This is a genomic window from Phenylobacterium sp. Root700 (genome assembly GCF_001429025.1).
Classification (GTDB): domain Bacteria; phylum Pseudomonadota; class Alphaproteobacteria; order Caulobacterales; family Caulobacteraceae; genus Phenylobacterium.
In genome coordinates this window covers 92,974-117,129 of record NZ_LMHT01000022.1, presented here as the reverse complement: position 1 = coordinate 117,129, position 24,156 = coordinate 92,974, and the positions used below count along the sequence as shown (strand labels likewise).

Annotated in this window: 28 protein-coding genes and 1 tRNA gene; 15 read left to right on the top strand and 14 right to left on the bottom strand. The window is 67.5% G+C overall.

The window, feature by feature from the left end; genetic code table 11:
* The first annotated feature begins 6 nt into the window (after positions 1 to 6).
* The 6 genes from ASE02_RS11515 (at position 7) to ASE02_RS11490 (ending at position 6,592) form a co-directional block, all read left to right on the top strand.
* Entirely contained in the window at positions 7 to 477 is a 471-nt protein-coding gene (locus ASE02_RS11515; protein ID WP_056734262.1) for a copper chaperone PCu(A)C, read from the top strand.
* Complete coding sequence (locus tag ASE02_RS11510; protein ID WP_056734260.1) at positions 474 to 1,070, top strand: SCO family protein; 597 nt, start codon at positions 474 to 476, stop codon at positions 1,068 to 1,070. The genes ASE02_RS11515 and ASE02_RS11510 overlap by 4 nt, the downstream gene beginning before the upstream one ends.
* Before the next feature lie 25 nt (positions 1,071 to 1,095).
* On the top strand, positions 1,096 to 1,476 hold the full coding sequence (locus ASE02_RS11505) for a hypothetical protein (RefSeq protein ID WP_235536672.1): 381 nt from the start codon (positions 1,096 to 1,098) through the stop codon (positions 1,474 to 1,476).
* A gap of 84 nt (positions 1,477 to 1,560) precedes the next feature.
* Positions 1,561 to 3,726: a TonB-dependent siderophore receptor gene (locus ASE02_RS11500; RefSeq protein ID WP_056734258.1), complete on the top strand. Its 2,166-nt coding sequence runs from the start codon at positions 1,561 to 1,563 to the stop codon at positions 3,724 to 3,726.
* Between the two features lie 2 nt (positions 3,727 to 3,728).
* Positions 3,729 to 5,135: a PepSY domain-containing protein gene (locus tag ASE02_RS11495; RefSeq protein WP_056734256.1), complete on the top strand. Its 1,407-nt coding sequence runs from the start codon at positions 3,729 to 3,731 to the stop codon at positions 5,133 to 5,135.
* A gap of 65 nt (positions 5,136 to 5,200) precedes the next feature.
* Positions 5,201 to 6,592, top strand: coding sequence for an NAD(P)/FAD-dependent oxidoreductase (locus ASE02_RS11490; RefSeq protein ID WP_056734254.1), 1,392 nt, complete (start codon positions 5,201 to 5,203; stop codon positions 6,590 to 6,592).
* On the opposite strand, the gene ASE02_RS11485 is transcribed toward ASE02_RS11490, so the two are convergent.
* The 6 genes from ASE02_RS11485 to ASE02_RS11460 are packed head-to-tail and all read right to left on the bottom strand — an operon-like array spanning position 6,589 to position 11,454.
* A complete protein-coding gene (locus tag ASE02_RS11485) occupies positions 6,589 to 7,194 on the bottom strand; it encodes a phosphoribosylglycinamide formyltransferase (RefSeq protein WP_056734253.1) in 606 nt (201 codons plus the stop codon). The two genes, ASE02_RS11490 and ASE02_RS11485, sit on opposite strands and share 4 nt — an antisense overlap.
* Positions 7,194 to 8,015, bottom strand: coding sequence for an MBL fold metallo-hydrolase (locus ASE02_RS11480; RefSeq protein ID WP_056734252.1), 822 nt, complete (start codon positions 8,013 to 8,015; stop codon positions 7,194 to 7,196). Before ASE02_RS11480 ends, ASE02_RS11485 begins: the two co-directional genes overlap by 1 nt.
* Entirely contained in the window at positions 8,012 to 8,788 is a 777-nt protein-coding gene (locus ASE02_RS11475) for a TatD family hydrolase (RefSeq protein WP_056734251.1), read from the bottom strand. The genes ASE02_RS11480 and ASE02_RS11475 overlap by 4 nt, the downstream gene beginning before the upstream one ends.
* Before the next feature lie 13 nt (positions 8,789 to 8,801).
* A complete protein-coding gene (locus tag ASE02_RS11470; protein WP_056734249.1) occupies positions 8,802 to 9,800 on the bottom strand; it encodes a DNA polymerase III subunit delta' in 999 nt (332 codons plus the stop codon).
* Positions 9,793 to 10,440 (bottom strand): dTMP kinase, encoded by a 648-nt coding sequence (gene tmk, locus ASE02_RS11465; protein WP_056734904.1) that lies wholly within the window; start codon positions 10,438 to 10,440, stop codon positions 9,793 to 9,795. Before tmk ends, ASE02_RS11470 begins: the two co-directional genes overlap by 8 nt.
* 48 nt (positions 10,441 to 10,488) lie before the next feature.
* A complete protein-coding gene (locus ASE02_RS11460; RefSeq protein WP_056734247.1) occupies positions 10,489 to 11,454 on the bottom strand; it encodes a septal ring lytic transglycosylase RlpA family protein in 966 nt (321 codons plus the stop codon).
* A gap of 156 nt (positions 11,455 to 11,610) precedes the next feature.
* Here ASE02_RS11460 and ASE02_RS11455 point away from each other — a divergent pair.
* Positions 11,611 to 11,700, top strand: a tRNA-Ser gene (locus tag ASE02_RS11455).
* A gap of 36 nt (positions 11,701 to 11,736) precedes the next feature.
* On the opposite strand, the gene ASE02_RS11450 is transcribed toward ASE02_RS11455, so the two are convergent.
* Both ASE02_RS11450 and ASE02_RS11445 read right to left on the bottom strand, forming a co-directional pair.
* Positions 11,737 to 12,450 (bottom strand): bifunctional 2-polyprenyl-6-hydroxyphenol methylase/3-demethylubiquinol 3-O-methyltransferase UbiG, encoded by a 714-nt coding sequence (locus ASE02_RS11450; RefSeq protein WP_056734245.1) that lies wholly within the window; start codon positions 12,448 to 12,450, stop codon positions 11,737 to 11,739.
* Positions 12,447 to 13,472, bottom strand: coding sequence for a RimK family alpha-L-glutamate ligase (locus ASE02_RS11445; RefSeq protein ID WP_156406017.1), 1,026 nt, complete (start codon positions 13,470 to 13,472; stop codon positions 12,447 to 12,449). Before ASE02_RS11445 ends, ASE02_RS11450 begins: the two co-directional genes overlap by 4 nt.
* A gap of 232 nt (positions 13,473 to 13,704) precedes the next feature.
* Here ASE02_RS11445 and ASE02_RS11440 point away from each other — a divergent pair, with 232 nt between their 5' ends.
* From ASE02_RS11440 to ASE02_RS22330, 5 genes are all read left to right on the top strand, one after another.
* Complete coding sequence (locus ASE02_RS11440) at positions 13,705 to 15,441, top strand: amidohydrolase family protein (protein ID WP_056734242.1); 1,737 nt, start codon at positions 13,705 to 13,707, stop codon at positions 15,439 to 15,441.
* Positions 15,442 to 15,537: 96 nt separating this feature from the next.
* Positions 15,538 to 16,122 (top strand): GbsR/MarR family transcriptional regulator, encoded by a 585-nt coding sequence (locus tag ASE02_RS11435; RefSeq protein ID WP_056734240.1) that lies wholly within the window; start codon positions 15,538 to 15,540, stop codon positions 16,120 to 16,122.
* Between the two features lies 1 nt (position 16,123).
* Positions 16,124 to 17,545, top strand: coding sequence for a cytochrome ubiquinol oxidase subunit I (locus tag ASE02_RS11430; RefSeq protein ID WP_056734238.1), 1,422 nt, complete (start codon positions 16,124 to 16,126; stop codon positions 17,543 to 17,545).
* Positions 17,542 to 18,549 carry a cytochrome d ubiquinol oxidase subunit II gene (cydB, locus tag ASE02_RS11425; protein WP_056734236.1) on the top strand — a complete coding sequence of 336 codons (1,008 nt, stop codon included), beginning with the start codon at positions 17,542 to 17,544 and terminating at the stop codon, positions 18,547 to 18,549. Before ASE02_RS11430 ends, cydB begins: the two co-directional genes overlap by 4 nt.
* Positions 18,546 to 18,665, top strand: a complete 120-nt coding sequence (locus tag ASE02_RS22330; RefSeq protein ID WP_200957664.1) for a DUF2474 family protein — start codon at positions 18,546 to 18,548, stop codon at positions 18,663 to 18,665. Before cydB ends, ASE02_RS22330 begins: the two co-directional genes overlap by 4 nt.
* 17 nt (positions 18,666 to 18,682) lie before the next feature.
* Here the strand turns inward: ASE02_RS22330 and ASE02_RS11420 are convergent, their stop codons facing one another.
* The 4 genes from ASE02_RS11420 to ASE02_RS11405 are packed head-to-tail and all read right to left on the bottom strand — an operon-like array spanning position 18,683 to position 20,097.
* Positions 18,683 to 19,060, bottom strand: a complete 378-nt coding sequence (locus ASE02_RS11420) for a GreA/GreB family elongation factor (RefSeq protein WP_056734235.1) — start codon at positions 19,058 to 19,060, stop codon at positions 18,683 to 18,685.
* Positions 19,061 to 19,076: 16 nt separating this feature from the next.
* Positions 19,077 to 19,520: an NUDIX hydrolase gene (locus tag ASE02_RS11415; protein WP_082602018.1), complete on the bottom strand. Its 444-nt coding sequence runs from the start codon at positions 19,518 to 19,520 to the stop codon at positions 19,077 to 19,079.
* Complete coding sequence (locus ASE02_RS11410; RefSeq protein WP_056734231.1) at positions 19,517 to 19,903, bottom strand: GreA/GreB family elongation factor; 387 nt, start codon at positions 19,901 to 19,903, stop codon at positions 19,517 to 19,519. The genes ASE02_RS11415 and ASE02_RS11410 overlap by 4 nt, the downstream gene beginning before the upstream one ends.
* Complete coding sequence (locus tag ASE02_RS11405; protein ID WP_056734229.1) at positions 19,900 to 20,097, bottom strand: hypothetical protein; 198 nt, start codon at positions 20,095 to 20,097, stop codon at positions 19,900 to 19,902. Before ASE02_RS11405 ends, ASE02_RS11410 begins: the two co-directional genes overlap by 4 nt.
* A 623-nt stretch (positions 20,098 to 20,720) precedes the next feature.
* On the opposite strand from ASE02_RS11405, the gene ASE02_RS11400 reads away from it, so the two are divergent.
* The 3 genes from ASE02_RS11400 to ASE02_RS11390 are packed head-to-tail and all read left to right on the top strand — an operon-like array spanning position 20,721 to position 22,274.
* A complete protein-coding gene (locus ASE02_RS11400) occupies positions 20,721 to 20,924 on the top strand; it encodes a hypothetical protein (RefSeq protein ID WP_056734227.1) in 204 nt (67 codons plus the stop codon).
* A 10-nt stretch (positions 20,925 to 20,934) separates the two neighbouring features.
* The gene (locus ASE02_RS11395) at positions 20,935 to 21,591 is read left to right on the top strand and encodes a hypothetical protein (protein WP_056734225.1); all 657 of its coding nucleotides are present in this window, start codon (positions 20,935 to 20,937) and stop codon (positions 21,589 to 21,591) included.
* Positions 21,573 to 22,274, top strand: a complete 702-nt coding sequence (locus ASE02_RS11390) for a uroporphyrinogen-III synthase (protein ID WP_235536671.1) — start codon at positions 21,573 to 21,575, stop codon at positions 22,272 to 22,274. Before ASE02_RS11395 ends, ASE02_RS11390 begins: the two co-directional genes overlap by 19 nt.
* A 41-nt stretch (positions 22,275 to 22,315) precedes the next feature.
* On the opposite strand, the gene ASE02_RS11385 is transcribed toward ASE02_RS11390, so the two are convergent.
* On the bottom strand, positions 22,316 to 23,593 hold the full coding sequence (locus tag ASE02_RS11385; RefSeq protein ID WP_056734222.1) for an O-acetylhomoserine aminocarboxypropyltransferase: 1,278 nt from the start codon (positions 23,591 to 23,593) through the stop codon (positions 22,316 to 22,318).
* A 163-nt stretch (positions 23,594 to 23,756) separates the two neighbouring features.
* On the bottom strand, positions 23,757 to 24,122 hold the full coding sequence (locus tag ASE02_RS11380; RefSeq protein ID WP_156406032.1) for a cytochrome c family protein: 366 nt from the start codon (positions 24,120 to 24,122) through the stop codon (positions 23,757 to 23,759).
* Positions 24,123 to 24,156: the final 34 nt, after the last annotated feature.

Here is a 24,156-nt window from a genome sequence, read left to right as displayed (position 1 = left end):
GCTTCCATGAAAGCTCTCGTCGCCCTTATTCCCCTCGTCCTGGTCGCCGCCTGCGATCGCGCCCCGCAGGCCCCTCCGACGGTCGCCGTGACCGACGCCTGGTGCCGCGCGGCGCCGGCCGGCGCCATGACCGGCGGCTGCTACGTCACCCTGACCGCCAGCGCGGAGGATCGGCTCGTGGCGGTGGAGACCGCCGTCGCCGAGCGCGCGGAGATCCACAGCATGGACATGGCCGGCGGCGTGATGCGGATGCGCAAGCTCGAAGGCGGTCTGCCCCTGCCGGCCGGAAAGGCAGTCGCGCTGGCCTCCGGCGGCGAGCACTTGATGATCATCGGCCCGAAACAGGCCCTGGCCATCGGCGGCGAGGTCCCCCTGACCTTTAAGTTCGAGAAGGCCCCGTCCCAGAGCATCCAGGCGCCGATCCGCCCAGCCGTGATGGATCATCAGATGGACCACGGCATGAGCCACGACCAATGAGCCGGCGGCTTCCCATCCTGATCGGGCTGGCCGCGCTCGCCGTCGCGTTGATGGGGGCGATCGCCTTCGTCCAGCTCAGGCAGGCGCCGGTGGCGACCGTCGCCGCCGTGGACATCGGCGGGTCCTTCCAACTCCTCGACACTCAAGGGCGGGCGGTGACGGAGAAGGCGCTGCTCGGCAAGCCGAGCGTGGTGTTCTTCGGCTTCACCTATTGTCCGGAGGTCTGCCCGACCACGCTTACCGAACTGAGCGCGGCGATGAAGGCCCTCGGCCGCGACGCCGACAAGCTCAATGTCGTCATCGTCTCGGTCGACCCGGAGCGCGATACGCCCGAGCAGATGAAGCTCTACCTGTCGAGCTTCGATCCCCGCATCCAGGGTTTCACCGGCACGCCGGAGGCTATCGCCCAAGCTGCGAAGGCCTATCGGGTCTTCTACAAGAAGGTCCCGCTGGAGGGCGGCCGCTACACCGTCGACCACTCGTCGGCGATCTACCTGTTCGACCGTAAGGGCCGCTTCGTCGAGCCCATCGGATACGGCACGCCGCACGAGCGGGTCGTGGCCCAGCTGAAGAAACTGGCGACGCAGGGCTAGGGGCGTCATGCGGGGCGGCGGCTTCATGGCTTGGGTGCAAGTACGGCGCGGCGTCATCCTGACGCTGGCCTTGCTGGCGCTCGCCCTGAAGGTGGCGATCCCCGCCGGCTACATGGTCGCGCCGCGAACGAACGACCTGCCGTTCGCCATCGTCATCTGCACCGCCCAGGGAGCCGTCGAGATCGAGCCCGGCGGCGCGACCCACGACACGCCGACGAGCGACCATGACGCTCCCTGCGTCTTCGCCGGTCATGGCGTCGGGGCGCAGCCGCCGAGCGACGCCCACCGACTGTATCTGCCGATCGCGGTTTATCAGCCGCTCCTGCCGCGCCCCTACGCGGCGACACCGGGGCTCGGGCTTTGCGCACCGCCGCCGCCGGCGCGTGGGCCTCCCCTGTCGATCTGACTGCCGCGCGACCGCGCGGTCTCCATCCAGATCATCGACATGACGACCGCCGCGGCGCCTGCCCGGCCGTCGAAGGACGCCCGTATGAAATCTCTTCTCCTGGCCGCCAGCGCGCTTGGCGCCTGCTTTTCACCCGCCCTCGCCTACGCCGATAACGCGACCAGCGTCGACGAACTGCTGGTCACCGGCCGCCCGGCGGCCCTGGCGCTCGACCAGGCCGCGCCCGCCGCCAACCGGCTCGGCCTCACTAATCGCGAGACCCCCGCCACCCTCGACGTCGTCGGCCAGCAGCGGATGCAGGTCGAGGGCCTGCGCACCTCCGTCGAGGCGTTCAACGCCGCGCCCGGCGTTAACGGCGGGACCTTGCCCGGCTCGGTCGGCGTCACCTCGATGCGCGGCTTCACCAGCGCGGCCATCGCCTATCTGTTCGACGGGGTGCGGGTGACCGGTTCCAACAGCTCCATCCGCAACTTCGACACCTTTAATTTCGAGCGGATCGAGGTGCTGAAGGGGCCAGCCTCCGTGCTCTACGGCGAAGGCGCTCTGGCCGGCGCCATCAACCTGGTTCCGAAGCGCGCACATCTGGGCGAGACCAACGGTGAGGCGCTGATCAGCATCGGCAGTTTCGACACTCTGCGCACCGGACTGGGCGGCAATGTCGCGCTCAGCGACACGGTCGCGCTGCGCGCCGACGTCAGCTTGAATCGCTCGTCAGGCTGGGTGGACGACACCGGCTCGCTCACCCGGGCGGTGACGGCCTCCCTGCTGCTGAAGCCGACGGAACGCCTGACGATCACCCTGTCGGGCGACTACTATGACGACGACTATTCGACCGCCTATTTCGGCGCGACCCTGGTTCCCGCCGCCTTCGCGCGTGATCCCTCGAACCTGATCCGCAACAGCCAGGGCTTGGTGCTCGACCGAGCGACGATCAAGCGGAATTACAATGTCGACGACGGGGAGATGAGCTCGACCTCCTGGCAGCTTCGCGCCCGCGCCGACTACCGCCTCTCCGACCGTTGGACCCTCTCCAACGAGTTGGCGTGGTACACGGCCGACCGGCTCTGGAAGAACTCCGAGGACGTGACGTTCAACGCGGCCACCGGCCGGCTGAACCGCAGCACGACCTTGATCGCCCACGATCACCAATATTGGGTCGACCGCGCCTATGCCGCCTTCGATGGCCCGCTGCTCGGGCGTCGCAACCGTTTCACGGTCGGCGCCGAGTACAGCGACACGCACTTCGTCACCAATCGGCGGTTCGGGGCCACGACGCCGGTCGACCGTTTCAATCCGCTTCGGGGCCGCTTCCCGGAGGTTACGGCCGCCAACTTCCCGGGCGCCGGCAATCGCGTCGACTGGACCAGCGATGCGACGAGCGCCGCGATCTTCGCCGAGGAGGCCTTCAACCTCACCACGAGGTGGCTGCTGGTCGGCGGCGTTCGCTATGATCATGTCAAACTGGATCGCCGGACCCTGGACCTCAACACCGGCGCGGCCGCCGCCTTCGGCCAGACCTATGATCCGATCTCCTGGCGGGTCGGCACGGTGTACGATCTGGCGCCCAAGACCCAGATCTACGGCCAGTTCAGCCATGCCGTGACTCCAGTCAGCAGCTTCCTGTTCCTCAATGCGGCCAACGCCAAGTTCGATCTCAGCGCCGGCGACGCCGTCGAGGTCGGGATCAAGAGCAGCCTCTGGAACGACCGCATCGACCTGACGGCGGCGCTCTACCACATCGCCCAGGACGACATCCTGACCCGCGATCCGGCCAATCCGGCGCTGACCGTCCAGGGCGGCGAGCAGTCGTCCAAGGGTGTCGAGGTTTCGCTCTCCGCCGCCCTCACCGACCAACTGCGGATCGACGCCAGCGCCGCGCTGCTCAAGAGCAAATTCGATACCCTGATCGAGGCCGGTGGGCTCGACCGAGCCGGTAACCGGCCTCCCAATGTGCCCGAGCAGATGTTCGACCTCAGCGCCTATTACAGCCTGGCGACCCTGCCGCTGACCTTCGGCGCCACGGTCCGCTACGACGGCGACTTCTACACCAGCAACGCCAACACCTATCGTGTCGAGGCCCGGACCGTCGTCGACGCACAGGTGAGCTGGCGCGCGCCGTTCGGACGGCTGACCCTGCGCGGCCGCAATCTCTTCGACACGCTCTACGCCGACTGGTCCGGCTATGGCGCGACCCAGGTCTATCTGGGCGCGCCGCGCAGCGTCGATCTCACCCTGGTCCGGAGCTTCTGATCATGGCGACGACGACATCGCAGAGCATCAGCATCGGCCCCGCCGGCCTCTACCGGACGATCTGGCGCTGGCATTTCTACGCCGGGCTGCTGGTCGCGCCCTTCATGCTGATCCTGGCCGTGACGGGCGCGATCTATCTGTTCAACGACGAGATCAACGACGCCCTGCATCCCGCGCAGCGGTTGGTCGCCACATCTGCCGAGCAACAGCCGACCAGCGTCCTGATCGCCGCCGCGCTGGCGGGCTATCCGGGCGGTTCGGCCACCCGCATCGACATGCCGACTGAGCCGGGACGCAGCGCCCAGGTGTTCGTGACCCCGAAGACCGGCGAGCCTGTCCGCGTCTATGTCGATCCGGGGACCGGCGCGGTGCTGGGCGCCTATGTCTACGCCCAGACCCTGGTCGGCTTCGCCGACCTGGCGCACGGCTCGCTGATGATCGGCAAGTTTGGCGACGGGATTGTCGAATTGGCCGCCTGCTGGGGGCTGATCCTGGTGATCACCGGCCTCTATCTGTGGTGGCCGCGCGGGCGACTGCGGGCGGAGGGCGTGATCCTGCCGCGCCTCAAGGCTGAGGGGCGAGTGTTCTGGCGCGACTTGCATGCGGTCACCGGCCTCTGGACCGCGCTGCTCATCGCCTTCCTGATCGTCACCGGCCTGCCCTGGGCCAATGTCTGGGGTGATCTCCTGAAGCGAGGGACCGACGCAGCGGGGATCGGCTATCCAGCCAATCATCGGCTGCATGGAGCGCCGCCCGCCGCCACGATCAGGCAGACCCTCGGCGAGGCGCCCTGGACAGTCGAGAACGCCCCGATGCCGGCCTCCGACCCTCACGCGGAACATCACGGCGGCCATGCCGGCATGACCATGGACGCCCTTCCCGGCGCCATAGGCGTCGACCAGGCCGTCTTCATCCTGGCGCGCGAAGGGATGAACCCGGCCTACCGCCTGTTTCTGCCGTCCGGCCCGACCGGCGCCTTCACCGCCTATACCTATCCGGACCGACCGGAGGGGCAGCGGACGATCCATATCGACCAGTATTCCGGGCAGGTCCTGGGCGACGTGGCCTTCGCCGACTACGGCTGGGCGGCCAAGGGGGTCGAGTTGGGCGTCCAACTGCACATGGGCAACTATTTCGGGCGCGCCAATCAGATCGTCATGCTGATCGCGTGCCTGGGCGTCAGCATGTTGTCGATCACCGGCCCGCTCATGTGGTGGCGCCGGCGACCGAAAGGCGCATTGGGCGCTCCGCGCGAACTTCAGCCGCTGCGACTTCGAACGGTCGCCCTGATCACAATCGGCTTGGGGACCATCTTCCCACTGGCCGGGGGATCGCTGGCCTTGGTGCTATTGCTCGACCGAGTGTTAGGCGCAAAGGCAGTCCGGCCTCTGGCCGAAGACAACGCCTAGTCGGTTTGACCGGGTGCGACGGGCTGCTAGGCTTTTCTGAACAACGATAAGTCAGGGAGGCCCCAGTGGCCGAGACGCGTCTGCCCAAAGCCTGCATCATTGGTGCGGGGTGTTCGGGGTTCACGACGGCCAAGCGGCTGAAGGATTTCGGCATTCCGTACGATTGCTTCGAGATCTCCGACGAGATCGGCGGCAACTGGTACTACAAGAACCCCAACGGGATGTCGGCCTGCTACGAAAGCCTCCACATCGACACTTCAAAGTGGCGCCTGGCGTTCGAGGATTTCCCAGTTCCTACTGACTGGCCGGACTTCCCTCACCACGCCCAGCTGCACCAGTACTTCAAGGACTATGTCGAGCATTTCGAGCTGCGCGAGACGATCACCTTCGAGACGGCGGTCGAGAAAGCCCGACGCAACGCCGACGGCCTATGGGAGGTCACGCTCTCGACCGGCGAGATGCGCGTCTATGACGTGCTCTTCGTCTGCAACGGCCACCATTGGAGCCCGCGCATTCCGGACTATCCCGGTGAGTTCGATGGCGCGGCGTTCCATAGCCACGCCTATTCCGACCCGTTCGATCCCGTCGACATGCGCGGCAAGAACGTCGTCGTGGTCGGCATGGGCAATTCGGCGATGGATATCGCCTCCGAGCTCGCCCAGCGGCCGATCGCCAAGACCCTATGGGTTTCGGCGCGGCGCGGGGTCTGGGTGCTGCCCAAGTACATGAACGGCAAACCGGCCGACAAATCGGCCATGCCGCCCTGGATGCCGCGGAAATTTGGCCTCGCCCTGGCTCGCAAGGTGATCAAGAAGGCCATCGGGGCGATGGAGGACTATGGTCTGCCCAAGCCCGACCATGAACCGCTGGAGGCCCATCCCTCGGTCAGCGGCGAGTTCCTGACCCGCGCGGGCTGCGGCGACATCAAGTTCAAGCCGGCCATCGAGGCACTGGATGGCGATCAGGTCCGCTTTGCTGACGGCACGGTGGAGGATGTCGACGTGATCATCTTCGCCACCGGCTACGACATGCGCTTCCCGTTCTTCGATGATCCGGCGCTGGCTCCGGACGCCGATCACCGGCTGCCGCTGTTCAAGCGGATGATGAAACCCGGCGTGCCGAACCTCTTCTATATGGCCCTGGCCCAGCCGCTACCGACCCTGGTCAATTTCGCCGAACAGCAGGCCAAGCTGGCGGCCGCCTACCTTGCGGGCCTCTACCAACCGCCCTCGCCGGCCGAGATGGCGCAGATCATCGTCAAGGACGAGGCGACGCATCTGGGCCACTACTACCGGTCCAAGCGCCATACCATTCAGGTCGACTTCAACACCTACGTGGCCGACCTGCACAAGGAGATCGCCCGAGGCGGCAAGCGCGCCATGGCGGCGGGCAATCGTTTGCCGGTGCCTGGCCGCACGCCTCTGGCCGCCTCACGGCCGGCGCTGCACGACAGCTAGTCCGGCAGGGCCAGGTCGCCGCCGGCGATGCGCTGCAGGGTCTCGACGAAGAAGGCGGGCTCCAGGGCGATGATCTTGGCCTCGAGGCTGTCGGCTGTCTCGCCAGCCGCGAGCGGAACCGAACGCTGCGCGATCACAGGACCGTGGTCGTAGATCTCGTCCACCGCATGGATGGTGACGCCGCTCTCGGCGACGCCGGCGGCGATCACCGCCTCATGGACCCGGCGGCCGTACATGCCCTCGCCGCCGAACGCCGGCAGGGCGCCCGGATGAATGTTGATGACCCGGTTGCGATAGCGCCCGAGCGTCCTGGGTCCCAGTCGGCGCAGATAGCCCGAAGCCACGATCAGCTCGACACCGGCCGCGTCCATGGCCGCGCACAGACGCGCATCGGCGGCCTCCGGGTCGGCCTGGGTCGGAATGACCAGGGTCGGCACGTCGTGAGTGGCCGCGAATTCCAGCGCCCCGGCCGTCTTGTTGTTGCTGACCACCAGCAGGGCCTCGGCGGCCAGATCGCCGGCCTCGATCGCTTCGATCAACGCCCGCATGCTGGAGCCGTTACGTGAGGCTAAAAAGCCAAGCTTAAGTGGCGGAGAACTCATCAGAAACTCTCGTCAAGCTGATGTTCGAAACGCAGGCCGTCGAAGGCTGGTTCGACGCCGGGCGGCAACCGCGCAGCGAGATCGTCGAAGTCGAGATCGATATGCATGTTGGTGAGGATCGCGCGTCGTGGCTTGACCCGTTCGATCCATTCCAGCGCCATGTCGACATGGGCGTGGGTCGGGTGAGGCCGCCAGCGCAGGGCGTCGACAATCCAGACGTCGAGATTCTGAAGGGCTTCGAACGCCGCCTCGTCCAGTCCGACCACATCGCTGGAATAGGCCACGTTTCCAAAGCGATAGCCGAGAGACCTCACACCGCCATGGTCCTGATCGAAGGTGGTCACCGGGATCACGCCCGACGGTCCCTCGACCGACCAGGTCGCGCCATGATCGGGAACGATGCGGATGTCGCCAATGGCGGGATATCCGCCTTCGCTCTCGAAGATGTAGCCGAAGCGCCGACGCATCGACTCCGCCGTCGCCGCATCCATGTGGCAGCCGATCTTCGCCCGCTGGCGGATGAAGAAGGCGCGGATGTCATCGATGCCGTGGGTCTGGTCGGCGTGGTCGTGGGTCAGCAGGACGGCGTCCATGCGCTTGGCGCCGGCGCCTGAGGTCTGCCAAACCAGATCGGGCGAAGTGTCGACAATCAAAGTCGTTTCGCTCTCGGCGCTCACGCCCTTGCGGCGAACCAGCAGCGAGCAGCGGCGACGGCGGTTCTTCGGATTGGCCGGGTTGCAGTCACCCCAGTCGCCATCGGCGCGCGGTACGCCCCCGGACGATCCGCAGCCGAGAATGGTGAACTCCAGCACCCCGCTCATGGCCGTGGGATCCTGTCGAACAGGGCGAAGAAGGCGTCCTCGGTTTTCTGCTCGGCCTCCTCGCCCGACCAGCTACGGATCTCGGCCAGTTTGGCGAGCACGGCCGGCAGATAGGCCGGCTCATTGCGCCGCCCGCGATGGGGGACCGGCGCCAGGTAGGGGCAATCGGTCTCCACGATGATCCGGTCGGCCGGCATGTCGCGCACCACGGCGCGGACGTCTTCGGCGGCCTTGAAGGTCGCGATCCCGGAGACCGAGAACCAGCTGCCCAGCGCCGCGGCCCGCGCCGCCAGCTCCGCGCCCGAGGTGTAGCAGTGCATCAGCATCTTGAACGGCCCGCGGGCGTACTCCTCCTCGAGGATGTCGCCCATGACCTCGTCGGCCTGCCGGGTATGGACGACCAGCGGCAGGCCGGTCTCCCGCGCCGCGGCCACGTGGGCGCGGAACACCTTGGCCTGGATGTCGCGGGGGCTCAGGTCGTAGTGGAAGTCCAGGCCCGTCTCGCCGATCCCGACCACGCGCGGATCGGCGGCCAGCGCGATCAGGTCGGCGGCGCTGAGATCGGGATTCTCCTTGGCCTCATGCGGATGGGTGCCGACCGTGCACCAGATGTCAGGATGATCGGCCAGGGCGCGCACCGCCTCGAAATGCGAGACCTTGTCGCTGATATTGACCATCAGGCCGATGCCGGCGGCGCGGGCGCGGGCGATCACCTCGTCCCGATCCTCATCGAACTGGTGCGCGTGCAGGTTGACGTGGCTGTCGATCAGCATGGAACGGAGAAACTCAGGCGCGCGCGGCGGCGCGCAGTTCGGAAAGCGCGGTGAAGAAGGCGTCCGTCCGGTCCAGATTGACGGCCTCAACCTCGCGCGGCAGGCGCTGCAGCGTCTCCCACGCCGAGGCCCAGCGATCAAGACCGCCATAACCCTCGCTCGCCAGCCGCGTGGTGTGGCTGTGGACGCGCTCGGCCAGCCGTTCGAACAGCAGGTTGAACTGCGCCTGCCCCTCCCCGCCCCGGAACCGGTCGGCCAGCGCCAGCGCCGCGGCCTCGTTGATCTGCGGCAGGCCGATCAGGATTTCCTTGGCGGCGTCGTCCACCGCCACCGCGCCGGCCAGCGCCAGGGCCAGGGCGCGACCAGGCGCGCCATTGGCCATCCGCGCCAAACGGATCGAGTCCTCGGCGTTGGCCGAGGTCCGCGACTGCACGAACTCAGTCACGTCGCTTTCGGCCAGGCCGCCAAAGGCCAGCCGCCGACACCGCGAGCGGATGGTCGGCAGCAACCGGCCCGGCGAGTGCGAGATCAGCAGCAGGATGCCGCGCTCGGGCGGTTCTTCCAGCGTCTTGAGCACCGCGTTAGCGGAATTGACGTTCAGATCGTCGGCCGCGTCGATAATCGCCACGCGGTGCGGAGCGCTGGCCGGCGACTTGGAGAAGAAGTCCGAGAGCTTGCGGGCCTCGTCGACCGGAATGGCCTTGCGGACCTTGCCGTCCTCGCCGATCCGCTCCAGCACCATGATGTCGGGGTGCGAGCGGGCGATGATCTGGCGGCTGACCGGGTGGCCCGGTGCGGCGCCCAGCACGCCATAGGACGGCTCTGGCGGCGCGCCGAGTAGTCGGCGGGCGGCGCGGTAGGCGAACGTCGCCTTTCCGACGCCTTCAGGACCAGTCAGCAGCCAGGCGTGATGCAGGCGCCCACGGCTGCGCGCTTCCTCGAAAGCGATCTCGGCGGCCTCGTGGCCCTTGAGGTCGAAGACCTCGCGCGGATGGGTGGCTTGATCAGCCATGAACCGCCAGCCGGCTGTTGACCGCGGCCCACACCTGGCCCTCGACCACGTCCATCGCGCCGGAGGCGTCGATCAGCGCGCAACGATTGGGTTCGCTCTTGGCGATGTCGAGGAACGCCGCGCGCAGCCGCTCATGGAAGGCCACGCCCTTGGATTCGAAACGGGTTTCAGCGTGACCATCGGCCTTGGCGAAGGTCTCAGCCCGCGCCAAGCCGACCTCGACGGGCAGGTCGAAGACCAGGGTCAGGTCGGGGCGGACGTCGGCCAGGACATGGGCCTCTAGCGCCGAGATCAACACCGGTTCCACGCCGCCGGCGCCGCCCTGATAGGCCCGTGTCGAGTCGGCGAAGCGGTCGCAGACCACCCAGGCGCCGCGCGTCAGGGCCGGCAGGATCGTCCGCTCGATGTGGTCGCGCCGCGCGCCGTACATCAGCAGGGTCTCGGTGACCGGGCTCCAGCGATCGGCGTCGCCCTTCAGCACCAGATTGCGGATGGCTTCGGCCCCTGGCGAGCCGCCCGGCTCGCGCGTGGCGACGACGTCGACGCCCTCGTTTTGCAGGCGCGCGACTAGGCGCCGGACCTGGGTGGATTTCCCGGCCCCTTCCCCGCCTTCGAAGGTGATGAACCGCCCGCGCGTCACGCCGGCCAAAATGGCCGGTTCGCCCGGTTTGTCCAGCCGCGATGCGCGCTAAAGTCCTGGACGTACGACGCGGGCCTCGGTGAAGCCGTAGGCTGCGACCCGATCACGCAGAGCCCAGGCCTCGGCCTCGTCCGGCGTGCCCTGCACCATCACGCGATAGAGTGTCACGCCGTCGGCGCGCTGGAACGGCTCGACGGTGGCGCTGACCGCGCTTCCCAGCTGACCGACCACGCGCTGGGCGTTGGCCGGATCGGCGAAGGCGCCCGCCTGGATACGGTAGGCCAGGCCACCCGAAGTCGAGGTCGAGGTCGAGGTTGGGGGCGCATACGCGTTAGCGCCAACCGGCGCCAGCGGGGTCGAACCGACCGCTGGCGACAACGGCGCGGTGCTCGGCGACGGGGTCAGACCCGCATAGGGTATCGGCCCGCCGGGCAACTGATCCGACGGCGAACTTGGCGTGTATCCGGAATAGCGCAGCCCCGCGTCGGGCGCGCCCAGCGGCGCAGGCCCCACATAACGCACGCGGACATTGGCCCGGCCCTGCTGCTCGAAGCCAAGCTGCTGGGCGGCGGCCTGCGACAGATCGATCAGGCCGCCGTCATGGAATGGCCCGCGATCGTTCACGCGGACCTGGATCGACTTGCCGTTTTCCAGGTTGGTGACCTCGACGATCGACGGCAGCGGCAGGGTGGTATGGGCCGCCGACAGCGCGAACCTGTCGAAGATCTCGCCATTGGCGGTGGGCTTCAGGTGGTGTTCTGCGCCGTACCAGGTGGCGAGCCCTTGCTGGTCGTAGTCCCGCTCTTCCTTCGGCGAGTACCAGACGCCAGCGACCTGGTAAGGCGCGCCGACCTTGTACTTGCCGCCCGCGCCGGCCGGCATTTGTCCGGGCGTCGGTCCCGTGACGGGATGCTTGGCGGCGAATTTGGGGTGCGGGGTGGCGCAGGCGGCCAACGAAGCGCCGGCCAGGAGTACGACGGCCAAGTTGCGGGCGCGCGAACGATTGCGGGTCATGGCCGCGGTTCCTCTAGTTTACGCTCCCCAGCGCCGGAATCTCATGGCCAGGGTGCCCCTAGAACTTTGAGCCAGGGTTAACGCCGAAGGCTTTTTCGTTAAGGCTGTTTCCGTGGGTTGGAGCCAGCGCCCGGCTCCTGCTATAGCCCCCACCCCGGACGGGTGGCCGAGTGGTTTAAGGCAGCGGTCTTGAAAACCGCCGTAGGTGTGAGCCTACCGTGGGTTCGAATCCCACCCCGTCCGCCAGAAGGGCGTCCAGGCGCGTTCGGCCGCCTCGATCACCTAGGTCGGGATCAGGTCCACATAGGTTAGCCGCCAATTCAGGACCGGGCCGCCCGCCCCATCGGCTATCCCTACATATCGCTTCAGCGCCGCAAGCAGTTCGTCTGGCGGGCAGGCTGTCAGGCCGAACAGGTCGGCGCAGAACTCAAGCATGGCCGCCTCGGTCTCGAAGGCCCAGGGGCAGTCGCGCTCCTCGTAGGCCGCGATCTGAGCGCCCTCGACCTGCTCGAAGGTCCGCCGGTCCAGATAGGCGCCTTCGTGCCCTGTGACGTTGAAGCGGCCGACGAAGTCGTCAAGGAAGGCGGCGATCGGCGCGTCCTGGGCGACGTCCGCGGCGTGCAGCACTCCGCCCGGCGCGGTGTGCGAGATGAGCTTGCCTAGGAACCCGGCCTTGTCCTCGATGTGATGCAGCGCCGCCAGGCAGACCACGCGGTCGAACCGGTCCAGCGGCCAGGGCTCGGCCGGGTCCAGCACCGTCTCCCTACCGCCGAAACCGGCGCTCAGCTCGTAGCCCTCGACCAGGCATCCATCCGGAACCATGGTTTGGAGGTAGCCGCCGCCCGCCGGCAGATCGAGGATCGTCTCCCCCGCCCCTAGCGGCCGCCGGGCGAAGAGTTGCTCGAACTCGCGCCGCCGCGCTTGTGGCTGGCGCGTCATCGCCCGGTGATAGGGCCGGCCGCGCGTCTCGAAGATGTCGCCGTACTCCAGATTCATGCGGCGGCCGGCGGCTGGGCGCGCCAGCGGGCGGGCTCGGCCAGCAGGCCGCGCAGCGCCGCTAGGATCGTGGCGATCGGGGCGTCCCACATGTTCGGTGATGAGGCGCTGTTGTGCAGCACGTTCATGCAGGCGTTGGCCTCGAACACCAGCATGGCGCCGTCCGGCCGTAGCGAGCAGTCGATCCCGAAATAGTCGAGGTCCAGGGCGTCGGCCACGGCCATCACCGCCGGGCGGATGGCCGGGCAGGTCTGCTCGGCGAAGGCCGCCAGCGCCGCCTCCTCTTCAGTCTGAGTGTTCTGCGCCCGCCGCTCGGCGTGCAGCAACCAACTGTCGCCGATGATGATGTGGCGCAGGAAGATCTCCTCGCCGACCACCACCAACCGGGCCTTGCGATAGAGCCCGTCGGCGTCGGCGAAGTCGGCGAACTCGGTGACGTAGACCGGTCCGTCATCGAAACGGACCTTCGCCGTCTCCAGGTCCTCGCGGCGGTCGACCTTGATCATGCCAGCGCCGCCATGCGCGCCAGCCGGGCGGATCAGCAGCGGGAATGTCAGGCTCGCCGCGGCGATCGCCTCGGCTAGTGTCGCCCGGTCGGGCGCCGGCGTGCGGATGGTCCGCGGTATCGACACGCCTGGCAGGCCAGCCAGACTGGCGGCGACCTGGTCGCGCCGCGTGCGCTGGATCGCGGCCGGAGCATTGAACGCCGGCCGGTTGACCAACTGGACGACCTCGTCGGCTTTGCGCAGGGCCGCCTCGTAGAGGTCGGCGTCGGCCATATAGTTGATGACCGGAAGGCGGCCCAGGGTTACCGGCTGTGTCCACTCGCCAGAACTCAGCCACAATTTCCGGGCGCGCGACAACAGCTCCGGCACGTAGGGCAGAAAGCTCGCAGTGCCATTGACGACCATGCGCGGCGTGTCGAAGCCGTCTCGCACGTCGATCTTACAGTTCTGGTCGAGGGGCGCGCCGCGGATCAAAAGCACCTCACCAGGCATGCCAAGCTTAGAATCTGTGCTCATTACTGGCTTTCATACTCGCTAGCCGACACGCAGTGGCGTGCGAATCTCCTGTAGGCAAGGATAGCTCTTCCGAAAACTCGTGCCCCCTGAACCTCGCTGGCGAGCGTCCCTGCGGCGTCTTACCGCTGCGTCACACTTTTCGAACATTCGGGATGGAGTCATACTCTCCGCTGTCGGGTACGCAGGCGCGGACGGAATGACGCTTGCGAGCACCTCGACGGAGGGTGGAAGCATGCATGATCTGGTGATCCGTAACGGGCGCGTGGTCGATGGCGCCGAAACCGCCGCCTTCACGGCCGACATCGCCGTGGATGGCGGCAAGATCACAGCCGTGGGCAAGATCGACGGGCGCGGCCGGCGCGAGATCGACGCCGCCGGCCTGATCGTGACGCCGGGCTGGGTCGACATCCACACCCACTACGATGGCCAGGTCACGTGGGACCCCTATCTCGCGCCGTCGAGCTGGCATGGGGTGACGACCGTGGTGATGGGCAATTGCGGCGTCGGCTTCGCGCCGGTCCGGCCAGACCGCCACGAGTGGCTGATCGAGCTGATGGAAGGCGTCGAGGACATTCCCGGCGCAGCGCTCTCCGAAGGCATCAAGTGGACCTGGGAGAGCTTCCCCGAATATCTCGACAGCCTGGAGGTCCTTCCGCGCGTCATCGACGTGGCGACCCAGGTGCCGCATGGCGCGGTCCGAGCCTATGTGATGGGCGAGCGCGGCGCGCGCAACGAACCGGCCACCGCCGAGGATATCGTGGAGATGTCGCGCATCGTCGGTGAAGGCGTCGCCGCCGGCGCGCTCGGCTTCTCGACCTCGCGCACCATGCTGCACCTGGCCAAGGACGGCGAGCCGGTGCCTGGCACCTTCGCCGCCGAGGACGAACTGCTGGGGATCGGCCGGGCCATGGGCGCGGTCGGTCACGGCGTGTTCGAGATGGCCTCCGACATGGCCCCGGCCGAGGACGAATTCCAATGGATGAAGGCGATGTCGGCTGAGACCGGCGTGCCTGTGACCTACGGCCTGCTGCAATCTCCGACCAAGGCCGACAATTGGAAGAAGATGCTGGCCCTGACCGAGGAGGCCCGGGCCGAGGGCGCCCAGATCACCGCCCAGATCGCCTGCCGCCCGACCGGCATGGTGCTCGGCTGGCAGAGCTCGGTGCACCCGTTCGTGGGCCGCGCCACCTATCGCGAACTGGCCCACCTGCCCTTCGCCGAACGGATCGTGCATCTGCGTGATCCGGCCGTACGCGCCCAGATCCTTAGCGAGCCCTCGAAGCAGATGGGCGCCATCGGCATGATCCTGACACGCGGCTTTGATCGGATGTTCCGGTTGGAGCAGGAAAGCGGTCTCGACTACGAGCCGCGGGCGGAGGACTCGATCGCCGCCCTCGCCGCCGCCACCGGCCAGGAGCCGGACGCCATCGTCTACGACATGCTCATGGAGAAGGACGGCGCCGGCTACATCTACCTGCCGCTGCTCAACTACGCTGAGTTCAACTTCGACCACATCCACGAGATGATGAACCACCCCAACACCGTGCTCAGCCTCTCGGACGGCGGGGCTCACTGCGGGGTGATCTGCGACGCCAGCTTCCCAACCTACATGCTGACCCACTGGGCTCGCGACCGGGTCCGGGGCGCGCGCCTGTCGCTGGAGAAGGTGGTCTCGATGCAGACCCGGGACACCGCGCGGCTCTATGGGCTCAACGACCGGGGAACCATCGCGCCTGGCATGAAGGCCGACTTCAACCTGATCGACTACGACAGGCTGGAGATCCTGGCGCCGGAAATGGCCTTCGACCTGCCGGCCCAGGGCCGACGCCTGATCCAGCGGGCGCAAGGCTATGTCGCCACCATCGTCAGCGGCGTGGTCACGTTCGAGGCGGGCGAGGCCACCGGCGAGATGCCCGGGAAACTGATCCGCGGTCCCCAGCACGCCGGCATGGCGATCGCCGCGGAATAGGCCCTAGCCATCGAGAGGGTGCCGCCGCGTCACCGCGGCGGTTGACCCGGCGGCTTAATGTTTCTAATTTTCAGGAATTCCTGAAAGTTCACGAAAATGAATTTGCCGCCACTCACCCAATCCTTCGTTCTCCACTTCGGGGAAATGGGCAGCCGTTGGGGGATCAGCCGCACGGTCGGCCAGATCTACGCCCTGCTGTTCCTGGCCGAGAATCCACTGAACGCCGACGACATCACCGAGAAGCTCGGCTTCTCGCGCTCGAACGTCAGCATGGGGCTGAAGGAACTGACCTCCTGGCGGCTGGTCAAGCTGCAGCACAAGCCCGGCGACCGACGCGAGTACTTCTCCACGCCCGAGGACATCTGGGAAATCGTCCGCATCCTGGCCGAGGAGCGGCGCAAGCGCGAGATCGACCCGACGCTCTCCATGCTGCGGCAGGCCCTGGTCGAAACCCCCGCCACGCCGGGCGAGCGCCACGCCCAGGACCGCATGGCCGAGATGCACGGCCTGATCGAACTGATCACCCGCTGGTCGGAAGACATCCAGAAGCTCGAGACCGAGACCCTCATTCAACTGTTGGAGGTGGGCTCCAAGGTTCAGAAGGTGTTCGAAATGAAAGATCGCCTGAAGGTTGTCGCCGGGGGTAAGCTGCGTCGACGGCCAAGAACCGAGGGGCAATGAGATGTTTGACGACATCAGTGCGCTCAATCTGGCGCGGGCTCAGTTCGCCTTCACCGTCTCGTTCCACTTCATCTTCCCGGCCTTCTCCATCGGCCTGGCCAGCTACCTTGCGGTTCTGGAAGCGCTTTGGCTGCGCACCAAGAACGAGGTCTATCTCAACCTCTTCAAATACTGGCTGAAGATCTTCGCCCTGGCCTTCGCCATGGGCGTCGTCTCGGGCATCACCATGTCCTACCAGTTCGGCACCAACTGGTCGGTGTTCTCCGACAAGGCCGGACCGATCATTGGGCCGCTGATGGCCTATGAGGTGATGACCGCCTTCTTCCTCGAGGCGGGTTTCCTGGGGGTCATGCTGTTCGGCATGAACCGGGTCGGACCGAAACTGCACTTCGTGGCCACCCTGGCGGTGGCGGTCGGCACCTTCATCTCGGCCTTCTGGATCCTGTCGGCCAATAGCTGGATGCAGACGCCGCAAGGCTTCACCATGAACGCCGCGGGCCAGTTCGCCCCGGCCGACTGGCTGGCGATCATCTTCAATCCGTCGTTCCCCTACCGCCTGGTCCACACGGTGCTCGGCGCCTACCTGACCACGGCCCTGGTGGTCGGCGCGGTCGGCGCCTGGCATTTGCTTAAGGACAGAACCAACCCCGGCGCGCGGGTGATGTTCAACATGGCGATGGGCCTGGTCGCCGTCGCAGCGCCCATCCAGATCTTCGCGGGCGACATGCATGGGCTCAACACGCTCGAGCACCAGCCCGCCAAGGTGATGGCCATGGAAGGCCACTACCAGAGCCACCCTGACGGCGCGCCGCTGATCCTGTTCGGCATCCCCGACCAGAAGGCTGGCGAGGTCCGCGCACAGATTGCGATCCCCAAGGCGTCCTCGCTGATCCTCAAGCACGACCCGAACGCCCCGCTGGCGGGCCTGGACACCGTGCCGCGCGAGGACTGGCCCTCGGTGCCTGTCGTCTTCTGGTCCTTCCGGATCATGGTCGGGCTCGGCATGCTGATGCTGGCCCTGGGCGCCTTCAGCGTCCTGGCGCGGGTTCGGCGCGGGCTCTACGACTGGCCGCTGCTGCACCGCTTCGCTCTGGTCATGGGGCCGGCCGGCTTCGTGGCCGTCCTGGCTGGTTGGGTGACGACGGAGGTCGGGCGCCAGCCGTTCACGGTCTATGGCCTGCTGCGCACCGCGCACTCGGCTGCGCCGCTGGACGCTCCGGCCGTCGCCGCCTCCCTGCTCGCCTTCGTCATCGTCTACTTCGTCGTCTTCTCCGCGGGCACCGGCTACATCCTGAAACTGATGAGCCACGCGCCCCACGCCGGCGAACCTGGCCTGGAGCAAGGCCCCGACCATCCGGTGCGGACGGCCGGCATTACGCCCGCCCCCGGCATCCAACACGCCTCAGAGGGAGATGCGTCATGAGCCTGGCTCTGGACCTCCCGACCATCTGGGCCTGCATCATCGCCTTCGCCGTGTTCGCCTATGTGGTGATGGACGGCTTCGACCTCGGCATCGGCATCCTGTTCCCGACCTTTAAGCCGGGGCGCGAGCGCGACTCGGCCATGAACTCCGTCGCTCCGGTCTGGGACGGCAACGAGACCTGGCTGGTGCTCGGCGGCGGCGGCCTGATGGCGGCCTTCCCGCTGGCCTATGCGATCATCCTGCCGGCGCTCTACGCACCGATCATCATCATGCTGCTGGCTCTGATCTTCCGTGGCGTGGCCTTCGAATTCCGCTGGCGCGACCCCGATCACCGCGCCTTCTGGGACGTGGCCTTCACCGGCGGCTCGATCATCGGCACCCTGGCCCAGGGGATCACCCTGGGCGCCCTGCTCCAAGGCGTCGCCGTCGACGGCCGGCAGTATGGCGGCGGCTGGTGGGATTGGCTGACCCCGTTCAGCCTGCTGACCGGCGTCAGCCTCGTGGTCGGCTACGCCTTCCTCGGCGCGACCTGGCTGGTGATGAAGACCGAGGGCGACATGCAGGCCCATGTGCGCCGCCTGGCCGGATGGCTGGGCGCCGGGACCGTCGGCCTGATCGGCGTGGTCAGCGCGGTGACGCCGTTCCTGAAAGGCGCCTACTACGAGAACTGGTTCGCCTGGCCGAACGTCCTGCTGACGGCGCAGGTGCCGCTGCTGGTGCTGATCGGAACCGTGCTGTTCTTCCGCAGCCTGCGGCGCGGCCATGAGCGGTGGCCGTTCCTGCTGGCGCTCGGCCTGTTCGGTCTGAGCTTCATCGGCCTGGGGATCAGCATGTTCCCCTATGTCGTGCCGGGCGCGGTGACGATCTGGCAGGCCGCCGCTCCGGACTCCAGCCTGATCTTCATGCTGGTGGGTGCGGTCGTCTTGGTGCCGATCATCCTGGCCTACACCGGCTATGCCTACTGGGTGTTCCGCGGCAAGGTCGGGCAGGAGGGCTATCATTGATGGCCGCCGGCCCGACCCCGCTCTGGCGCCGGTTGCTGTGGTTCCTCGGACTGTGGCTCGGCGGCGTCCTGACGGTCGGCGCGGTCAGCATGGTGATCCGCACCTGGTTGCTCTGACGCCGCCGGGGGCGGGATCAAGTCTCGATAGACACGACCTTTATCGCCCTCAGCCGACCATCGGCCTCCGACCAGCGGAAGATCGCATCCTCCATCAGACCGATCAGTGCGGCGCCGAGCGGCGACAGCATCGAGACGTCGTCCGCGCCCTGATCGCCATCGCCTGGATGCGAGAGGCGAACCCGGCGTTCCTCCTTGGTGCGTAGGTCGCGATAGGTCAGCCACGATCCCGGACGAACGAACGGGTCCTTGCCGCCGTGAGAGAGGACGCAGAGGCGATCGAATTCCTCGGCGAACAGAACGGCGCCCGGGGCGTCCCTTTCTGACCTCTGGGCCAGAACCTGCAGTTTGGGAACGTCGTCGGCGAGCGCGTAGACGGGCGGTCGTGTGAACATGGCTATCCTCTTGTCGTCAGAATTCGCCGGGCGCCTTGAAGCCCGATAACAGCGCGGCCAGTTCAGGCTCCTGAACCAGCCGAGCGCCTTGCTTGGGAGTGCACCAGCGCAGAACCCGCTGGCCCTTCTCGGGCCAAGTCTTGGCCAGACCTGAGACCCGTAGGGGAAAGACCCCCACCCGGCATGTCGCGGCCACCCCGTCCTTCCCAACCTGCTCATAGCGATAGGCTCCGACCTCCTTGAGACCGACGATATCGCCGTGAATTCCGGCCTCTTCGAAGGCTTCGCGCCGAGCGGTGTCGGCGTTGGTGGCGTCGGCCGCATTGGGCCAGCCTTTCGGCAAGACCCAGCGGCCGGTCCCGCGCGAGGTGACCAGCAGGATGCGGACGTCGCCGTCGCTCCCCACCGTGAACGGCAGGGCGGCGAACTGACGGCGGAGCTTGGTCTCCGCGCCGCTCACTTGCCGATGTCCAGGACGTGGACGCTGCGCATCCCGCCATTGGTCCACCAACTGAACACGTCGCCGACACCCAGGCCGAGCAAGGCCGCGCCGATCGGCGAGGTGACCGGGATGGTGCTCTCGTGGATGCTGTCCTGTCCCGGCATCACCACGCGAGCGGTCCGCACGCGGCGGCGTTGCACGTCGCAGTAGGTCACGCGCGAGCCGATCCGCACGAACGGCGCCCCGGCCTTCGGATCTTCGACAACGGACAGGCGGCCGATCTCGGCGGCCAGCAGCATCGGCCCCGGCGCGGTGGATCCCTCGAGGGTTTGTCCAAGACTGGAGAGCGCGAGGAAGTCGTCGTTCGACGCGAAGACCGGCGGCGGCGAGGTATTGGTCATGTGAAACTCCTTCGGAATGGATGTTGGCTGGCGCGGGCGTCAGGCGGCGCGGTGGGAACGGCCAGCCAGACGGCGAAGATCGCGCCGATCGGATCGTCGAAACGGCCGGCATGGGCGGCGCGGTTGAAGGTCAGCCAGCGTGCGAGCCCGGCAGGGCCGGCCGCCAGCAGCCCGAGCAGGACTGCGCCGATCACGAGGGGCCTCGCGAGACGGCTCTATACCCCCGCTGCGGGGCGCTCAGGCCTGCGCTGCGAGCGGCCACGGCCGTCTCACCCGCGCCTGAAGGCGCCGGTTTCTTCTGTTGATGAGACACGATTCATTCTTGCGGGACTAAGGTATCCGACAAGCTTTCATGCAATTTATGACAGGGACAATGAAGTCTTCCCCGAACCGCGCGACCTATGCCGCAAGCAGTTCGGGGCTAAGACTGTTCGATGGCGCCGCGTTGTTGCTTTCGGCGCGGGCTGGTCGAGGTCCGCAAATTCATGATGCGCCAAGGATGGGCCAGCCCATGCCGCATGTCAAATCGCGGTTTCTTATCTAGATTTTCCACAACGCCGCCGCCGCGCGATTGACTTTCCGATTTGGCTGGCCATGTTCAGGGGGTCATGTGGTCCCTCCCCCCTCCCGATGGCCGCCGCTGCCATGCAGGCCGGCGCGTCGAAGGTGAGCCACCCCGAGCTTAGGCGTCCCCCCGCCAAGCTCGGGGCAGGCTCGCCTGACCGCGAGCCTTCGACGGGACAAATCACACAGAACAATCGCCTCCCCGCGCCGACGGTCCTGCGCCTCGACGTCGCGCGCCAACCGGAGACCATTCATGTCGCTCAGCCTTCACGATCATCAGCTTCGGATCGTCGATCTGGAGACCGCGCTCGCCGCCCTGGTCCAGACCTTCGCCGCGACCCATCCGGCGAACACCTTCGCTGTGAGCCAAGCCGCGCTCGCCCTGCGCGCCAAAGGGGCCAAGGGCGCCGCCGGGCTGCTTGAGGGCGGCGCCTCCCAAGCCGCCTATCGGCGCTAGGAACCCAGCCATGACATCCACGTCCCCGCCGGTCGGGATCGCCGACTCCATTGTCGCCTCGGCCGCCGCCGCGGCGATCATCGAGGTCCATGAGGAGATCCACGGCCTCGCCCGCCATGCAGGCCGCGCCGGCGTCGTAGCGCGGCTCCGCGAGCGAGCGGCCGAGCTGGCCCACTCCGGCGCGGCCCGCGAACAGCTCAAGAGCCGCGCGCTCGAAGCGGCCGCGGATGATCTCGCCTGGGGTCGCGCCGCCCTCTCCAACTGGCCGACCTTCTTCGCCGAGGAGCTTCGTCCGAGCCCCGAAAGCCGGGCGGAACTCAGGCGGCTGGTGACACCCTACCAGCCGGCCGACGCGGTCGCCGCCTCGGTGGCCGCGAGCATCGAGGCGCGCCTGCTGCAGGACGGCGGCGACTCCTTCACCGCCGCGCGTCAGTTAACTGAGCGGCTCAGCGACGAGATCGTCTTGCAGTCCGCCCTATGGGATGACCCCAGGATCACCGCCGACCTGGACGCGCGCCGGCTCATGCGGGCCGGGGAACTCGGCTTGAGCCTGCGGCTGGAGGCGGTCAAACCTCGCAAAACCGAGCGTACGAGGTCACAGCCGAAAAGGGGCGGTGTCTGGAAATGGTTGAGGGCTCCGTTCGAGCCGTGGGCCTCCCGAGCCTGACTGTCTGGATCACGCGCACCCTGCCGGGCGCCGCGCTCACCGCCGCGCGGGTGCGAGCGCTCGGCTGGACGCCGTTGGTCAGCCCCTTGCTGGAGGTCCGGCTGCTCGATGCTCCGGTCGCACTGGACGAGGTGGGTGCCCTGGCGTTCACCAGCCCCAATGGAGTTGCAGCCTTCGCGCGTCTGCGGACCGAACGGGCCCTGCCCGTCTTCGCGGTCGGTGACGGGACGGCTGACGCTGCTCGCTGCGCCGGTTTCGCCGAGGTGATCTCGGCGGCTGGCGACGTCCACGATCTTGTGGGCCTGATCGATGCGCGGCGGGAGAGCTTCTCCGGCCGCCTGCTACGCCCCGGCCCGCGTGAGCCGGCCGGCGACCTCGACGGCGCTCTGGCGGCGCTGGGCATCCAGGGGGAAAGCTGCGTCGTCTACGAGACGACGGCCACGGACCTCGACGCTGGCGGCCCCGAGATCGGTAGATTGGCCTCTGGCGACATGGCCGCCGTGCTGGTGCATTCGCCAAGAGCTGGACGCCGGCTCGCCGGCTTGCTGAGCCATCCAGCGGCCAGCCGCATCATCTGCATCTCAAAGGCGGCGGCCCAGCCCTTGATCGAAGCCGGACACCCGGTCGTCATCGCCGCCCACCCCGGTGAGGCGGCGATGCTCGCGGCGCTGGGCTCAGCGTGATGAAGGTCCCGGCGAGCGCAGGCCCGCCGGAAAGCCTCGCCCTAGATCTGGGCCAAGGCCTGGTCCAGATCGCCGATGATGTCGTCGATATGCTCCAGCCCGACCGAGAGCCGGACTACGTCGGGACCAGCGCCGGCCGCGCGCTGAGCCGCCTCTTCCAATTGCCGGTGCGTGGTCGAGGCCGGATGGATGATCAGGCTGCGCGTGTCGCCAAGATTGGCCAGGTGGGAGAACAGCTTCACGCCGCTGACCAACTTCACGCCAGCGTCAAAGCCGGCCTTCAGCCCGAAGGTGAACACCGAACCGGCGCCCCGCGGCGCGTACTTCTGCGCCTTGGCGTAGTAGGGATCGTCCGGGAGCCCGGCATAGGACACCCAGGCCACCTTGGGGTGCTTCTGCAGCCACTGGGCCACGGCCAGCGCGTTCTGGACGTGCCGCTCCATCCGCAGCGGCAGGGTCTCGATGCCCGTGAGGATCATGAAGGCGTTGAACGGCGACAGGGCGGGACCCAGGTCGCGCAGGCCGAGCGCCCGGCAGGCCACGATGAACGCGACGGGGCCGAAGGCCTCGGTGAAGACCTTGCCATGGTAGCTGGGGTTGGGTTCCGACAGGTACGGGTACTTGCCCCCGGCCTTCCAGTCGAAGCGGCCGCTGTCGACGATCACGCCGCCCAGCGAATTGCCGTGGCCGCCCAGGAACTTGGTCAGCGAGTGGACGATGATGTCCGCCCCATGCTCGAACGGCCGGCACAGGTACGGGCTGGCCATGGTGTTGTCGACGACCAGCGGCACGCCGGCGGCATGGGCGACCTCGGCGATCGCAGCGATGTCGGTGATGACGCCGCCCGGATTGGCGATCGATTCTACGAACACCGCGCGGGTCTTGTCGTCGATGGCGGCGGCGAAGTCCGACGCCTCGTCGCTGTCGATGAAGGTCACGCCCCAGCCCATCCGCTTGAAGCTCTGGCCGAGTTGGTTGATCGACCCGCCATAGAGCTTGCGTGAGGCCACGATGTTGCAGCCGGGTTCCATCAGGGTGTGGAAGACGATGAACTGGGCGGCGTGGCCGCTGGCGACGGCCAAGGCGGCCATGCCGCCTTCTAGCGCCGCGACCCGTTCTTCCAGGACGCTGGTCGTCGGGTTCATCAGCCGGGTGTAGATGTTGCCGCCCTGCTCCAGATTGAACAGCGCCGCAGCGTGGTCGGCGTCGTCGAAGACATAGGACGCGGTTTGATAGATCGGGGTGATCCGCGCCTTGGTGGTCGGATCGGGCGCGGCTCCGGCGTGGATGGCCAGCGTCTCCAGCTTCGGCGAGGTCATCGGTTTCCTTCCTGCGCCTTGGGGGCGCTGCAACAACGAAATCAAGCGCGCGGCCAGTCGAGAAGGCGTCCCCGAGGGGGCCGCTCGCCATGGCTCTGACCATCGCATCGGCGATCCCATCGCCAGGTGCAACTCCTGATCGTTCTGCGGGAGGAATATCGGTCTATCGTCCGGCGGCGGGCCGCTTGGCTCCAGCGACCGCGGGGCTGGCGAGATAGGCGATGACGTCGGCGCGGTCCTGGGCGGCGGGCATCCGGAAGCCCATGGCGGTTCCTTTTGCTAGGCTGGTCGGCGCCGTCAGCCAGCGGTCGAGGTTGCTCGGTGTCCAGACCAGGCCCGAAGCTTTCAGGGCCTGGGTGTAGGCGAACCCTGGAACCACCCCTGCGCGCCGTCCGACGACCCCGCGATGGCTAGGCCCGATCCGGTTGGCGTCAAGGGAATGACAAGCCCCACACCGGGTCTCATAGAGGCTCGCCCCCCGCTGGGGATCACCGGGGAGCGAAGCGGCCGCGGCAGGCGGGCAGACCATGAGCACCGCGGCGACTGCGGGAATTGCGAAGCGA